The sequence below is a fragment of the Pseudaminobacter sp. Soil_N_29 genome (genome assembly GCF_057656055.1).
In genome coordinates, this window is sequence record NZ_JBDGLC010000001.1 from 335,004 (window position 1) to 350,118 (window position 15,115).

The 15,115-nt window shown below is 63.6% G+C and carries 9 protein-coding genes; 2 read left to right on the forward strand and 7 right to left on the reverse strand.

Going from position 1 to position 15,115, the window contains the following annotated elements; all coding sequences use genetic code 11:
• Nucleotides 1-141 precede the first annotated feature (141 nt).
• Together pepN and AC3A4H_RS01600 are read left to right on the forward strand one after the other, a co-directional pair.
• Entirely contained in the window at nt 142-2,787 is a 2,646-nt protein-coding gene (gene pepN / locus AC3A4H_RS01595; RefSeq protein ID WP_487765871.1) for an aminopeptidase N, read from the forward strand.
• Between the two features lie 140 nt (nt 2,788-2,927).
• A complete protein-coding gene (locus AC3A4H_RS01600; RefSeq protein WP_487765129.1) occupies nt 2,928-5,252 on the forward strand; it encodes a PAS domain-containing sensor histidine kinase in 2,325 nt (774 codons plus the stop codon).
• Between the two features lie 20 nt (nt 5,253-5,272).
• Here the strand turns inward: AC3A4H_RS01600 and AC3A4H_RS01605 are convergent, their stop codons facing one another.
• From AC3A4H_RS01605 to ccmE, 7 genes are all read right to left on the reverse strand, one after another.
• Nucleotides 5,273-8,245, reverse strand: a complete 2,973-nt coding sequence (locus AC3A4H_RS01605; RefSeq protein WP_487765130.1) for a bifunctional [glutamine synthetase] adenylyltransferase/[glutamine synthetase]-adenylyl-L-tyrosine phosphorylase — start codon at nt 8,243-8,245, stop codon at nt 5,273-5,275.
• Nucleotides 8,242-9,699, reverse strand: coding sequence for a sensor histidine kinase (locus tag AC3A4H_RS01610; protein ID WP_487765131.1), 1,458 nt, complete (start codon nt 9,697-9,699; stop codon nt 8,242-8,244). The genes AC3A4H_RS01605 and AC3A4H_RS01610 overlap by 4 nt, the downstream gene beginning before the upstream one ends.
• Nucleotides 9,700-9,702: 3 nt before the next feature.
• The gene (locus tag AC3A4H_RS01615) at nt 9,703-10,377 is read right to left on the reverse strand and encodes a response regulator transcription factor (RefSeq protein ID WP_348778311.1); all 675 of its coding nucleotides are present in this window, start codon (nt 10,375-10,377) and stop codon (nt 9,703-9,705) included.
• A 165-nt stretch (nt 10,378-10,542) separates the two neighbouring features.
• On the reverse strand, nt 10,543-12,072 hold the full coding sequence (locus AC3A4H_RS01620) for a Do family serine endopeptidase (RefSeq protein WP_487765132.1): 1,530 nt from the start codon (nt 12,070-12,072) through the stop codon (nt 10,543-10,545).
• 132 nt (nt 12,073-12,204) lie between these two features.
• Complete coding sequence (locus AC3A4H_RS01625) at nt 12,205-12,675, reverse strand: cytochrome c-type biogenesis protein (protein WP_487765133.1); 471 nt, start codon at nt 12,673-12,675, stop codon at nt 12,205-12,207.
• On the reverse strand, nt 12,672-14,657 hold the full coding sequence (locus tag AC3A4H_RS01630) for a heme lyase CcmF/NrfE family subunit (RefSeq protein ID WP_487765134.1): 1,986 nt from the start codon (nt 14,655-14,657) through the stop codon (nt 12,672-12,674). Before AC3A4H_RS01630 ends, AC3A4H_RS01625 begins: the two co-directional genes overlap by 4 nt.
• A 19-nt stretch (nt 14,658-14,676) precedes the next feature.
• Nucleotides 14,677-15,111, reverse strand: a complete 435-nt coding sequence (gene ccmE / locus AC3A4H_RS01635) for a cytochrome c maturation protein CcmE (protein WP_487765135.1) — start codon at nt 15,109-15,111, stop codon at nt 14,677-14,679.
• Nucleotides 15,112-15,115 lie beyond the last annotated feature (4 nt).

The window sequence follows — 15,115 nt, forward strand, 5'->3', positions numbered from 1 at the left end:
TGAAATAGGTCCGAGGTCAGTTTTGTCGAGGGTGGGATTGGTGTAAATGGCAGTGCAGCCAACTTCTTGTGGGCCAGTCGCGAGCGGCCCGGCGAGAAGTCTCGCTCCGTCCTGCGGGGCCACAAGGAGAAAGTCGTGACGATGCGTACAGATACCGGTCAGGTGTTCCGGCTCGAAGACTACCGGCCCAGTGATTACCTGATCCCCTCGACCGAGCTGACTTTCAAACTCTCGCAGGAAAAGACCGTCGTCGTCGCTGAACTCACGATCGAGCGGCGCGAAGGCATCGCGGGCAATCCGCCGCTGGTGCTGGATGGTGATGGGCTGACGCTGCGGCGCATCGCGATCGACGGCAACCCCCTCGATGCCTCGGCATATAGCGTGACGCCGGATGAGCTTGCGATCGCCGCCCCGCCGGCAGCCGGTCGTTTTCACCTGACCCTCGAAACCGAAATCGACCCGTCGCGCAACCAGGCCCTGATGGGCCTCTACCGTTCCAACGGCGTCTATTGCACCCAGTGCGAGGCGGAAGGCTTTCGCCGCATCACCTATTTCCTCGACCGGCCGGACATCCTTTCCGTCTACACAGTGCGCATCGAGGCGCGTCGGGACGAGGCCCCGCTGCTGCTCTCAAATGGCAATCTGGGCGAGCGCGGCGACCTCGCGGACGGCTGGCACTATGCGGTCTGGCACGACCCGTTCCCGAAGCCGTCCTACCTGTTTGCGTTGGTGGCAGGCGATCTCGGCCGCGTCGGCGACAGCTTCATCACGGCCTCCGGCCGCACGGTGGAGCTCGGCATCTATGTCGAGCACGGCAAGGAGCCGCTCGCCGCCTATGCCATGGACGCGCTCAAGCGCTCCATGCGCTGGGACGAGGAAGCGTTCGGCTGCGAATACGATCTGGACGTGTTCAACATCGTCGCCGTGTCCGACTTCAACATGGGCGCGATGGAGAACAAGGGCCTCAACATCTTCAACGACAAATATGTCCTGGCCGACGAGGAAACCGCGACCGATACCGATTTCGCCAATATCGAGGCGATCATCGCGCATGAATATTTCCACAATTGGACTGGAAACAGAATCACTTGCCGCGACTGGTTCCAGCTCTGCCTCAAGGAAGGTCTGACCGTCTTCCGCGACCATGAATTCTCGGCCGACCAGCGCTCGCGCGCTGTGAAGCGCATCGCGGAAGTGCGCACTCTGCGGGCGCATCAGTTCCCCGAGGACCAGGGTCCCCTCGCCCATCCGGTGCGGCCGCGGCGCTATCGGGAGATCAACAACTTCTACACGGCCACCGTCTACGAAAAGGGCTCGGAGGTGGTGCGAATGATCCGCACCATCGTGGGTGCCGAAGCCTTCCGTCGAGGAATGGACCTGTATTTCGAGCGCCACGACGGCGACGCCGCGACCGTCGAGGATTTTCTGAAGGTGTTCGAGGATGTTTCCGGCCGCGACCTGTCGCAATTCGCGCTCTGGTATCATCAGGCTGGCACGCCCAATGTGACGGTTGCCTGCTCCCATGACGCCCGCGCCGGCGAATTTACACTGGAGTTCGAGCAGTCTGTTCCGCCCACGCCTTCGGAAAGCCGCAAGCAACCGATGCACATTCCGCTTGCTTTCGGACTGGTGGGACCGGATGGCCAGGACATCGCCTGGTCGCAAGTAGAGGGAGCGAGCGTCGAGGACGGCGTCATCCATCTGCGCAAGCGCCGGCACGTCGTGCGGTTTTCAGGCATCACAGAGCGGCCGGCCCTGTCCCTCAACAGGGGCTTTTCCGCGCCGATAACCCTTGCCATCGAGCAGAGTGCGGACGACCGGGCCTTCCTGGCGCGGCACGACAGCGACACCTTCTCGCGCTGGCAAGCATTCAACACCCTGCTCACCGAAACGCTGGTCGCTGCTTTCCGCAGCCTGCTCGGCGGCAAGAAGCCAGAATTCGCGCCGGACCTTCTGCAGCTTGCCGGCGCCATCGCTGCCGACGAAACGCTGGAGCCGGCCTACCGCGCACTGGCGCTGTCGCTGCCAGGCGAAGCCGACATCGCACGCGAGATCGGATCGAATATCGACCCGGACGCCGTGCACGCAGGCCGCGAGGCGCTGATGGCTGCAATCGCGGAGGAAAACCGCCAGCTCTTCAAGGAGTTGTACGAAAGCCTTCACCACGCCGGCCCCTTCAGTCCTGATGCCGCGAGCGCCGGCAGGCGCGCATTGCGCAACGTGCTGCTCGACTATCTCTCCGCGCTGCCGGGCGGCGGCGCGCTGGCGGCCAGCCATTACTCGGCCGCGACCAACATGACGGACCGCATCGCGGCGCTCGCCGGGTTGGTGCATCGTCACAGGAACTCGCCGGAAGCGGTTGAGGCGCTGGCGGCATTTGAAGCCCGGTATCGCAGCGACGCACTGGTCATGGACAAGTGGTTCCAGATCCAGGCCTCCACCCCGGGGCCGGAGGCAGTCGAAGTCGTACGCGCCCTGATGGAGCACCCTTCTTTCTCGATCTCCAACCCGAACCGCGTTCGTTCGCTGGTTGGCACCTTCGCAAGCGCCAACCAGACCGGGTTTCACCGCGCCGACGGCGCCGGCTACCGGCTGTTTGTCGAGACGGTGCTGGAGGTCGAGAAGCGCAATCCGCAGGTTGCCGCACGCCTGGCCACTGCGTTGCGCTCGTGGCGCTCGCTCGAGCCGGTCAGGCAGGCAAAGGCCCGCGAGGCCCTGCTGGAGATCCGCGCAGCCGAAAGCCTCTCCCCGGACCTTCGTGACATCGTGGAGCGGACACTCGCCTGACGCAGGGGCATTAGCAAGTTTTTAAAGGTTTTTTCCACCCGCCTATGGACAACGCGAATCACCTTTGATTCCTTATGGATGATTCGGATGTGCGGTGTTGCCGGATCGTTTTTTAAGAAAAAGGTTTCGGGGGCCTGGATATGGCGAAGGCGGACGCGTTGGGCGCGCCCGGTGAGAGTGCTTTTGTCGAGCGCAGAAGCAGCACTCTAGCAGGAAATGCACGGATCATCGCCGCGCCGGCCTACCGCCGGCTGCTGGCGGCCGAGCCTATCCTGCGCCGCTCCATTCCGGCCCTGATCGTCCTGTTCCTGCTGGTCATCGCCGCAGCGCGCATCCTGTCGCTCTCGGCATGGAACGACGAGGTGGAACGCAATGCCAAGGCGGTCCTCGGCCTGGCCGCCGCCGAGCTTGCGAATTCGGTCACCATCGCTGCAACCACTGGCACCGCCCTTGCGGAGACCAGCCACGAGTTGCTGGAGCGCACCCTGCAGCAGGGCGCCATGGGCAGCCGGCATGTGCTCGCAATCACCGACGGCACCTTCAAGGTGCTTGCCGTGTCGCCGGAATCGACCCGGTGGTCGGGCAAGCCGCTCGATGGGATTTTGGCCGGTGCGCAACCGCTCTTCCTGTTCGGTGAGCGCGCCGGCGTGATGGAAGTCCGTGTCGATGGCCAGGACTGGTATGCCGCGCTCAGCATCACCAAGGATCGCAAGGCCGCAGCCGCCGCGCTGATTTCTCGGGATGCCGTCTTTGCCGAGTGGCGCAAGACCGTGTCGCTCAACGTCACCCTTTTTGTGGTGACCGCCGGCGTGCTCATCATCGTGCTCTACGCCTATTTCAGCCAGGCGGCGCGCGCAAAGGCGGCGGACCGCCTCTACCTCGAAGCGCATCAGCGCATCGACATGGCGCTGGTTCGCGGCCGTTGCGGCTTGTGGGACTGGGACATGGTGCGCGGCAAGATGTACTGGTCGCGCTCCATGTACGAGATGCTGGGCTACGAGCCCTGCGACGCCATGCTCTCCTTCGGCGAGGTGGACGACATAATCCACGAGGAGGACGGCGACCTGTTCCAGCTCGCCAACCGCATCGTCTCGCGCGAGATCGACCATATCGACCAGGTTTTTCGCATGCGCCACGCCGACGGCCACTGGGTGTGGATGCGCGCACGCGCGCAGGTGATCGATCCCGATGCCTCGGAAATCCAGATGATCGGCATCGCCGTCGACGTGACCGAACAGCGGCACCTGCTGCTGCGCTCCGAGGCCGCCGACATGCGCCTGCGCACGGCGATCGAGAACATCACCGAATCCTTCGTGCTGTGGGATGCCCAGCAGCGCCTGGTGATGTGCAACACGAAGTACCAGCAGGACAACGGCCTCTCGGATCGCGACGTGGTGCCCGGCACGCCGCGCCAGGCGATCGAGCAGCGAATGACCGCCTTCGCCGCCGAGCGACGCCTGCCGAGCGCAAACGCGCATCGGGGCGGCGCGACCTACGAGCGCCAGCTCGCGGATGGTCGCTGGCTGCAGGTCAACGAACTGAAGACGCGCGACGGCGGCACGGTTTCGGTGGGCTCCGACATCACCCAGATCAAGCAGCACCAGGAAAAGCTGGTGGACAGCGAGCGGCGCCTGATGGCCACGATCCACGACCTCAGCCTGGCGCGCCGCGCCGAGCAGGAACGCTCGCGCGAACTGGTGGAGCTGAACAAGAAATACATGAAGGAAACCGAGCGCGCCGAGGCCGCCAACCGCGCCAAGTCGGAGTTCCTGGCGAACATGTCGCACGAGCTGCGCACGCCGCTCAACGCCATCATCGGCTTCTCGGAAGTCATGGAGACCGGCCTGTTCGGTCCCCTTGGCTGCACGCGCTACGAGGAATATGCCGGCGACATTCTCAGCAGCGGCAAATATCTGCTCGGCGTGATCAACGACATCCTCGACATGTCGAAGATCGAGGCCGGCCAGTTCTCGATGGAAAGGGAGGAGATCGATCTCGGTCCGCTGATCAGCGAGACGGTGCGGGTCATCTCGCTGCAGGCCGCCCAGAAATCGATCGAGCTGGAGACCAATATCGCAGACTCGATCAGGTTCTACGCCGACCGCCGCGCGGTGAAGCAGATCGTCATCAACCTGCTGTCCAATGCGGTGAAATTCACCGGCCAGGGCGGACGCATCTCGCTGCGCGCGCGCAATGCCGCCGGGGCGCTGATGATCTCCATCGAAGATACCGGCTGCGGCATTCCGAAGGCAGCCTTGAGCAAGCTCGGGCGCCCCTTCGAGCAGGTACAGAACCAGTTCTCCAAGAACCACACCGGCTCGGGGCTGGGACTGGCAATCTCCCGATCGCTGGCCGAACTGCACGGCGGCGCGCTCAAGATCCGCTCCACCGAAGGCGTGGGAACCATCGTCTCGGTGCGTATCCCCGTGCGCAAGGCGCCCGAAGCAATCAAGCAGGCGGCATAGGCGGGGCCAGGATCAACGGCCTATTGTGAGCTTCGCTTGCCGCGCAGCAACCGGTCGAAAATTCCCCTCACCTTTCGCTCGGTGTCCTTGAGGTACGCTTCCAGCACCCCGAAATCGGGAAGATCCGTCGTGTCCATCAGGAGGTTGGCAAGGCCGGGGGGCATGTCGTCGCGCTCGAAAGGCCCGGTCAGGCAGAGCCGCGTCATCTGGGTCAGCCCCAGGTAGAGCCCGTAGGCATCGACCAGTTCTTGCCTGACTTGCGCATCGGCGAATTCGGACGTGAGGTGCGAAAGGATCTCTGCCGTGCCGGTAACACGCCGATCGGCTTCGACCCGGTGCGTAAGGACCGCCACCTGGGAAATGAATTCCAGATCGATCAATCCGCCGGGAATGAGCTTGAGATCCCACATATCCCGGGCGGGCTTCTCGGCCTCGATCATCTTGCGCATGCTTGCCGCTTCCTTCGCCACCTTGGCGAGGTTACGGTCCATGGCGATGACTGTCGCGACCTCGGCCTCGACGGCCTGGCACAGCACCGGATCGCCGGCGACCGCCCGCGCACGCGTGAGCGCCATATGCTCCCAGGTCCAGGCGTCCTCGCGCTGGTACTTGCGGAAGGCATCGATGTGGGTGGCAACCGGCCCCTTGTTGCCCGAAGGCCGCAGCCGCAGGTCAAGCTCATAAAGAACGCCCTCGGCCGTGGGCGCCGATACGGCTGCGATCAGTCTTTGCGTGAGCCGGGCGTAATAGTGAGACGGCGCGAGCGGCTTTTCCCCGTCGCTCTCGTCGACTTCGGCATCATGGTCGTAGAGCAGGATGAGATCGATATCCGAACCGGCTGTGAGCTCGCGGCTGCCGAGCTTGCCCATGCCGAGTATGGCTGCCCTGCCGCCCTTCACGCGGCCGTGGCGCACCGCGAACTCTTCAATAACGGCGTCCAGCGCGGAGCCGATGGTGAGATCTGCAAGGTCGGAAAACGCTTTCCCGGCCCTGGCGGCGTCTATCGAGCCGGTCAGAAGGCGCACGCCTATCAGGAACTTCTGCTCGGCAGCGAAGATGCGCAGCCGGTCGAGTATGTCCTCATAGGTCTTGGCGGCCTCCAGGAAGACCTTCAGCCGCGTAGCCAGATATTCCCTGTCCGGCAGTTCCGAAAGTAGTCCCGGATCGAGCAGCCCGTCGAAGACGTGCGGCCGGCGCGTGATGATGGCCGCAAGCCTCGGCGCCGCGCCCATGATGGTCGCCAGAAGCCGCAGCAGCGCGGGGTTCGACTGCAGCAAGGAGAAGAGTTGGATGCCGGCGGGCAACCCGGCCAGAAGCTCGTCGAAGCGCATCAGCGCCTCGTCGGCCCGGTGCGTCTTGCCGAAAGCCTCGAGCAGGGCGGGCGTCAGCTCGGTCAGCCTCTCCCGCGCTTCGGCCGACTGGGTGGCGCGATAGCGCCCGAAATGCCAGCTGCGGATAACGCGGCAAATGTCGCTGGGCCGCTGGAAGCCGAGCGTGTGCAGCGTCTGCAACGTGTCGGGGTCGTCCACGTCGCCGGTGAAGACCAGGTTGCCCACGCCCGAAGAAAGCTCCGGCGCGGTTTCGAACAGCGCCGCGTAGTGGCGCTCCACCTGCTGCAAGGAGGCACGAAATTCGGCAGAAAATGCCTCGCGATCGGCAAAGCCGAGCATATGCGCGATGCGCTCCAGCCCCTCGTCGTCCTCGGGAAGCGTATGGAGCTGCTCGTCGGCAACCATCTGGATGGCGTGTTCAACCCGGCGCAGGAACCAGTATTGCTGCGTCAGCGCGTCCCTCGCATCGGCCGTTATCCAGCCGCGTGCCGCAAGCTGCGCCAGCATGGGTATGGTTTCGCTGCCTCGCAGTTCCGGAAAGCGGCCGCCGGCAATGAGCTGCTGCGTCTGCACGAAAAACTCGATTTCGCGGATGCCACCGCGACCGAGCTTGACGTTGTGCCCCTTGACCGCGATCTGGCCGTGGCCCTTGTGTGCATGGATCTGGCGCTTGATGGAATGGACGTCGGCAATTGCCGCAAAGTCCATGTATTTGCGCCAGACATAGGGCTGGAGTTCCTTCAGGAAGGCCGCACCCGCCTTCAGGTCGCCGGCCACCGGCCGCGCCTTGATCATCGCGGCTCGCTCCCAGTTCTGCCCTCGCCCCTCATAGTAGATCAGCGCCGCCTGAACGGGGATCGCCAAAGGCGTGGAGCCCGGATCGGGCCTGAGGCGCAGGTCCGTGCGGAAGACATAGCCGTGCTCCGTGCGGTCCTGAAGGATGCGCACCAGCCGCCGCGTCAGCCGCGCGAACAAATCCGCCGCTTCATAGGGCTCAGGAACTGCCGGCGCTTCGGGATCGAAGAACACCACAAGATCTATGTCGGAGGAGAAATTCAGCTCGTGCGCGCCCAGCTTGCCCATGCCGAGCAAGATCCAGCCGGAGCCTTCGGAAGGGTTTTCGGGCCGATGCAGCTTGAGCTTGCCTTGCCCATGTGCCTCGCGCAGCAGGAAATCCACCGCTGCGCATGTGCATGCATCGGCAAGGTCGCTCAGCCGCCGCACGGTCGTGGCCGTGTCGGCATCCGCAGCAAGCTCCGCCAGCGCTATCAGAAAATGCGCTTCGCGCTTCAGCCTGCGAAGCTCCGTCATCAGGCTCTTTTCCGACACGTCTTCCGCGTAGGCGGTCGAGCGAATTGCAGCCTGGATGGATATCAGCCGTTCATCGACCGTGTGGTCGAACAGCGCGTCGAGCATTTCGGGCCGCTGCCGGGCGCAATCGCGCATGAATATGGAGAGGTCGAAGACCGCTTGCAGGAACAAGGCCAGCCGGCTTTCGCCATCCAACAGGGTGGCCAGCCGCTCGAGCCCGTCGTTACGGGCTGCATCGGCGATCTCCGCCATTTCTCGGCAGGCCCTGTCCCGGTCAAGTGGCATCAGTTCGGGAACGGGCTCTGCGAACCAGTTCTGGTTGCTTGCCGCCGCCGCCGTGCCAGCCGTCATTTTCCGGGCTCCCTTTGTGGGAATATCATGGTGACAGATAGGCCGGGATCGGCCGGGGCAAGTTCGAGCCGGCCATGATGAAACTTCATCACCGCCTTGGTCAGGCTGAGTCCCAGCCCGGAACCAGGTTGCGAACGGCTCTTTTCCAGCCGCACGAACCGTTCGGTCGCCCTTTCACGGTCGGCCTGATCGGGGATGCCCGGACCATTGTCAACGACCCTCAGGCGCACCTCCTTGTCAGCCTTCTCGAGGCTCACGCGCACCTCTGGCTTATCGGTGGAACCGAGCGAATATTTGATCGCGTTGTCGACAATGTTCGACAATGCCTGCCCGATGAGCTCGCGGTTGCCATGGACAACAAAGCCCTCGCCGACCGATGCCTCCAGGCTGGCCCCGTCTTCCTCCGCCAGCGGCTCGTAGAGCTCGACCACATCGCGCACGATTGCGGCGAGATCGACCTTGCCGACGGCTTCCGCGGAATAGCCGGCCTCCAGCCGTGAAATCATCAGGATGGCGTTGAAGGTTCTGATCAGCTGGTCGGATTCGGCGATCGTGCTTTCCAGTGCGGCGCGATGCTCGGCCGGGCTGGACTGGCTGGCCAGGGCGGCCTCGGCACGATTCCTCAGGCGGGTCAGGGGCGTCTTCAGATCATGGGCGATGTTGTCCGAGACTTGTTTCAGACCCTCATTCAGTTCCGCGATGCGCTCGAGCATGGAATTGAGATTTTCCGAGAGCCGGTCGAACTCATCTCCCGTTCCGGTGACAGGCAGCCGGCCCGACAGATCGCCTCCCATGATGCGCCGGCTGGCCTCCGAAACGCTGTCGATATGCTTGAGAGCCCGGCGGCCGACGAAATACCAGATGAGCAGCGCGCCCAGACCCATCATTCCCAGCGCCACCATCAGGGCGCGGCGAACGACGACGCGAAACCTCTCCGGCTCGCTCAGGTCCCGGCCGACCAGGATTATCATCTGATTGGGCAGCCGAAGAACCACGGCGATCGCCTTGTGCCGCAGCTCTACATGCTCCTGCACGGATTCGGACCCGGAAGAATCCGCGCTTCGTCGCTCGGAACTGCTTTCGCCATAGCGCTGATAGGCGAAGGGGCGCTCGGTCCAGCCATCCACGGACAGGACGCCCGGCTCGAGGCTCTCGACATTTCCGGAAAGAATGCGCCCGTTGGAATCGGCGATCAGGTAGAGATTGGCCCCAGGCTGACGCGCCCTGCGTTCGATGGTGCGGACCAGAAACGGCAAGCCGCCCCTCTGGTAGGACTGGCCGAGCCCCTGCACCTCTTCGTTGATCGTATCCATCGTCTGCGCGGTAAGCATGCGCGACGAGAGCGACGTCATGTAGAAGACCAGCACCACGGCGCACAGCGTGAAGAGAATGAGGTAGAGCGCCGACAGCCGCGCCGCCGTTGTCCGCATGATCGCAGGAAGGCGCAAGGCCATCGGCTAGCCGGCCTTGAGCATATAGCCGGCGCCGCGCACCGTATGCAGGATCGGACTGTCAAAGCCTTTCTCGATCTTGCTGCGCAACCGCGAGACATGCACGTCGATGACATTGGTCTGCGGATCGAAATGGTAATCCCAGACATTTTCCAGGAGCATCGTGCGCGTCACCACCTGCCCAGCGTGACGCATCAGATATTCCAACAGGCGGAACTCGCGCGGCTGAAGCGTGATATCCCGCGAAGCGCGGCGAACGGAGTGCGAGAGGCGATCGAGCTCCAGGTCGCCGACCCGATAGACGGTTTCGGCATCGCGAGCGCCGACGCGGCGGTTCAGCACCTCGATCCGCGCCAGCAGTTCGGAGAAGGCATAAGGCTTGGTCAGATAGTCGTCGCCCCCGGCGCGCAGGCCGGTCACCCGGTCGTCCACTTCTCCCAGTGCCGAGAGGATCAGAACCGGCGTGGTGTTCCCGCGTGAACGAAGCCCGGCAATGACTGAAAGTCCATCGCGGCGCGGCAACATTCTGTCCACGATCATCACGTCATATTCGCCGGAATCCGCGAGCGCAAATCCGGTTTCGCCGTCGCCCGCCACATGCACGGTGTGTCCCGCCTCGGACAGCGCCTTCTGCAAGTAGTCTGCGGCTTCGCGATCATCTTCGATAACGAGAATCTTCATCGCTGTACTATACGCGATTTCAGTCGGCTCAAGGATACTTACCTGCATCGCCGTGTTCCCAAAGAACGCGGCAGCAGGCCGCTCTCGCAACCTGCTGCCGCCTGGCTTTCTGCGAAGCCGCGAAACCTGGGCAGCGATCGGCGCACTGCCGACCGCGACCGTTGCCTAGCCTTGGCTAAGCGGCAAGGTGACGAAGCGGCTCGAGTTTTCGCGCGTCACCTGCACCAGCACGGCCTTTCGGCCTGCCTTGGCCGCTTCGGCCATGGCGCTGGTCATGTCGCTCACGCGGTTGATCTCGATCGAGTTGACGGAGGTAATCACATCACCGGCCTGGATGCCCCGGTCTGCTGCATCGCTGTCGGGATCGACGTCGGTAACCACGAGCCCCTTGCCGTCGTCCGCGCCGGCAACGGTCAGGCCGAGGCTTGCCAGGGCGCTCTCCTGCTCAGCCGGCGACGAAGGCCGCGACGATGACGCCTGCTTTTCCGAGGTCGGCAGCTTGCCCAGGTCGATCTTCACCGTCTCCGACTTGCCGTTGCGCCAGAGAGTGACGTCCACGGATTTGCCGGGCGGGTTGGCACCGATGATCCGCGCAAGTTCGCGCGAAGAGGAAACCTGCTTGCCGTCCACCTCTGTGATGACATCTCCAGCGACGATTCCAGCCTTCTTGGCGGGACCGTCGTCCTGAGCGCTGGCAACCAGAGCGCCCTTGGCATCCTTGAGGCCCAGCGACTCGGCAATGTCGGGCGTCACAGGCTGCACCTGCACGCCGATCCAGCCACGTTGCACGGTGCCGTCGCTCATCAGGTCCTGCACCACCTGCTTGGCGGTCGAAGCGGGGATCGCAAAGGCGATGCCGACGCTGCCTCCAGATGGCGAGAAGATGGCCGTATTGACGCCGACGACCTGCCCACTGAGGTTGAAGGTCGGACCACCGGAATTGCCCCGGTTCACTGCAGCGTCGATCTGGATGAAGTCGTCATAGGGACCCGCGCCGATGTCGCGGCCGCGCGCCGAGACGATGCCGGCGGTGACGGTGCCGCCGAGGCCGAACGGATTGCCGACCGCGACAACCCAGTCGCCAACGCGTACCTTGCCGTCGTCGGCGAATTCGACATAGGTGAACTTGTTGTTTCCGTCGACCTTCAGCACGGCAAGGTCGGTGCGCGGATCGGCGCCGATCAACTTGGCATCCAGTTCCTTGCCGTCATTGGTCACGACCGTGAAGGATGTGCCGCCATCGACGACATGATTGTTGGTGACGAGGTATCCGTCTTCGGAAATAAAGAAGCCCGACCCTTGCGCGACGGGGCGCGGCTGGCGGTCACGATAGCGGTATCCGCGCGGACCGTCCTGGTCGCCGAAGCCGCGGAACTGCCGGAAGAACCGCTTCATCGGATGATCGTCGGGGAGATTTTCAAAGCCGCGCGGTCCCGAGAAGAACCCTTCCTCGTTGCTGGCCGTCTGGTTGGCCTTGGCCTTGACGCGGACACTGACGACGGCGGGCGAAACGCGCTCGACCACGTCGGCAAATCCCGGCACCTGCGGCGCCTCGACACGCACCGCATCGGCAAGAACCGGAATGGTTCCCGACGTAACCGCGCCGAGGCCGATAGCGCCCGCAACGGCGATGGAGGCGACAGCGGCGAGAAGCCGGCCGCGGCTCTTCGAAACGGAGTTGGGAGAACTGGTCATGGGCTATCCTCTCGAACAGGGATGCTTGCGAAGCGCACCCTCTGCCAAAAGAGATATTCGCGCCGACCTTACGGCGTTCTTTCCGGCGAATGAAAGTTTCGTAATGTTCGAGGCGACGGCCGCACTCGCCGTCTATTTGTCCCGACGCAAAATCGCCTCGAGCGCCTGCTTTTCCTGCTCGCTGAGCGCCGAAACATCGTTGGTGCGTCTGGTCCGAGCGGCATAGTACATCGCCGCTCCACCGCACAGCAGCAGCACCAGCGGCGTGCCCCACAAGAGCGCATTGCGCAGGCTGAATCTGGGTTTCAGCAGAACGAATTCGCCGTAGCGCGAGACGACGTAGTCGAGCACCTGTTCGTCGGTGTCGCCGGCCTTCAGGCGCTCGCGCACGAGAATGCGCAAATCCCGCGCCAGGTCGGCGTCCGACTGGTCGATCGACTGGTTCTGGCAAACCATGCAGCGCAATTCTTCCGAAAGCGCGCGCGCCCGGCCCTCGAGGGCCGGGTTTTGCAGCACCTCGTCCGGCTGAACGGCAAGGGCCGCACCGCCTGTCATCAATGCGCAGGCGATCGCTGCCATGGTTATGCGAAGGGACCGCTTCATGGCGCGACCGGCTTCAGTTTCTGAGATGCTCTTGCACGCGTCGGCGCGCCCACGCGCAACCGCCGGTCGGTGAGCGATACAGTTCCGCCGATCATCATCACCAAGCCGCCGAGCCAGATCAACGTCACCATCGGCTTCCACCACATGCGCACAACCACGCTTCCGTCGGCGGATTCATCACCCAGCGCGACATAGAGTTGGCTGAAGCCCATGGTTCTGATGCCGGCTTCCGTGGTCGGCATGCGGCGCGCAGGATAGAAGCGCTTGGAGGAAACCACTTCGGCGCGGTCCTTGCCATCGGCTCCCAGCAGCACGAACCTGCCGCGGTCTTCGGTGAAATTCGGCCCTTGTGCAGGGTGAATGCCTTCAAAGCGAACGGTGCGGCCAGCGATCTCCACGGTCTGGCCAGGGTGCATCGTCAATATCTGCTCGGTTTCGAACGAAACGACGCTGACGATGCCAAGCATGGTCACGCCCAGCCCGAGATGCGCCAGCGCCGTGCCGAACACCGAACGCGGCAAGCCGATGAAACGGCGGAAGGCGACATTCATCGAGACGTTACCCAGCCCGGACTTCAACGCCAGATCCGTCAAGGCGCCGAGAACGAGCCAGACTGCAATGCCGATGCCAAGCGCGGCGAACACAGTGGCGCCATCGATGAAAAGCATGGCCACCAGCACCGCAAGCAGCGAGCCGCCGAATGCCGTCATCAGGCGCTGGGCCGCCCCGAACATGTCGCCCCGCTTCCAGGCCAGCAGCGGTCCGAAGGGCACGAGCAGCAACACGGGGATCATGAGCGACCCGAAGGTGAGATTGAAGAACGGCGCGCCGACGGAGATCTTGTCGCCTGTCACGGCCTCCAGAAGCAGGGGGTAGAGCGTCCCGATGAGGACCGTCGCGGTCGCGGTCGTCAGGAACAGATTGTTGAGCACCAACGAGCCTTCGCGGGAGATCGGCTGGAACATGCCGCCCGCCGTCAGGGTTCCCGCACGCAGCGCAAACAGCGCCAGCGATCCGCCGATGAACACGGTGAGAATGCACAGAATGAAGACGCCGCGGCTTGGGTCGGTCGCGAAAGCGTGCACCGACGTCAGAACGCCGGAGCGCACCAGGAATGTGCCGAGAAGCGACAGCGAGAATGTGAGGATCGCCAGAAGCAGCGTCCAGATTTTCAGCGCCGAACGCTTTTCCATCACGATCGCCGAGTGCAGCAGCGCCGTTCCCGCCAGCCATGGCATGAACGAGGCATTCTCCACTGGATCCCAGAACCAGAAGCCGCCCCATCCGAGTTCATAATAGGCCCAATACGAGCCCATGGCGATGCCGCCGGTCAGGAACACCCAGGCGGCAAGCGTCCAGGGCCGCACCCAGCGCGCCCAGGCGGCATCTATCCGGCCCTCGATAAGGGCGGCGACGGCAAAGGAGAAGCAGACCGAAAACCCGACATAGCCGAGATAGAGAAGCGGCGGATGAACGGCGAGGCCGATGTCCTGCAGGATCGGATTCAGATCGCGCCCTTCGATCGGAGCCGGTATGAGGCGCGCGAAGGGGTTCGAAGTGGTCAGGATGAACAGGAGGAAAGCCGCGCCGATCCAGCCCTGCACAGCCAGGACATTGGCCCGCAAGGTCGCGGGCAGGTTGGCGCCGAAGGCCGCCACCAGCGCTCCGAAAAAGGTCAGGATCAAGACCCACAGCAGCATGGAGCCTTCGTGGTTCCCCCAGGTGCCGGTAAGCTTGTAGATAAGCGGCTGGAGCGAATGGGAATTCTCCCAGACATTGGCCACCGAGAAATCCGACTGCAAATAGGCGACCGCGAGCGCCGCAAACGACAGTGCCGTCAGGGCAAATCCGCTGACGGTAACCGGTCCGCCCACTGCCATCAGCCGATCATTGCCGGTGCGCGCGCCAACCATCGGCACCACCGATTGGACCAGCGCCAGCGCGAACGCCAGAACCAGCGCGAAATGTCCGATTTCAACCATGGCGGCGCGGGTCCTTCACTCAGTTCTCCTGCCACACACCCTTGGCCTTCAGGCCATCGGCGACTTCCTTGGGCATATAGTTCTCGTCATGCTTGGCCAGCACGCTGTCGGCCACGAAGACGCCATCGGAACCGAAGCTGCCTTCGGTGATCACGCCCTGCTCTTCCCGGAAAAGGTCCGGCAAGATTCCGGAATAAGTGACCTTGACCGACTTTTCGTGGTCGGTCACGCCGAAGCTGACCTTTGTCCCCTGCCCGCGCACGATCGTGCTCTTTTCGACCAGGCCTCCGAGGCGGATGCGCTGGCCGGGCTCCAGCGTCGCCGCTTGCAGGTCGGCAGGCATGTAGAAATACGAAGCCTTTTGCCCAAGCGCGTAGAATGTCAGTGCGGTCGCCGCCACCAGGAAGGCCGCACCGCCTGCAATGATCGACAATCTCTTCTGCTTGCGCGTCATGCGT

Excerpts from the sequence above, each read along its gene's own strand:
- AC3A4H_RS01605 (WP_487765130.1), bottom strand. The coding sequence starts at position 8,245 with ATGACGGCTGGCACGGCGGCGGCGGCAAGCAACCAGAACTGGTTCGCA.
- AC3A4H_RS01630 (WP_487765134.1), bottom strand. The coding sequence starts at position 14,657 with ATGGTTGAAATCGGACATTTCGCGCTGGTTCTGGCGTTCGCGCTGGCG.
- AC3A4H_RS01625 (WP_487765133.1), bottom strand. The coding sequence starts at position 12,675 with ATGAAGCGGTCCCTTCGCATAACCATGGCAGCGATCGCCTGCGCATTG.
- ccmE (WP_487765135.1), bottom strand. The coding sequence starts at position 15,111 with ATGACGCGCAAGCAGAAGAGATTGTCGATCATTGCAGGCGGTGCGGCC.
- AC3A4H_RS01610 (WP_487765131.1), bottom strand. The coding sequence starts at position 9,699 with ATGGCCTTGCGCCTTCCTGCGATCATGCGGACAACGGCGGCGCGGCTG.
- AC3A4H_RS01600 (WP_487765129.1), top strand. The coding sequence starts at position 2,928 with ATGGCGAAGGCGGACGCGTTGGGCGCGCCCGGTGAGAGTGCTTTTGTC.
- AC3A4H_RS01620 (WP_487765132.1), bottom strand. The coding sequence starts at position 12,072 with ATGACCAGTTCTCCCAACTCCGTTTCGAAGAGCCGCGGCCGGCTTCTC.
- AC3A4H_RS01615 (WP_348778311.1), bottom strand. The coding sequence starts at position 10,377 with ATGAAGATTCTCGTTATCGAAGATGATCGCGAAGCCGCAGACTACTTG.
- pepN (WP_487765871.1), top strand. The coding sequence starts at position 142 with ATGCGTACAGATACCGGTCAGGTGTTCCGGCTCGAAGACTACCGGCCC.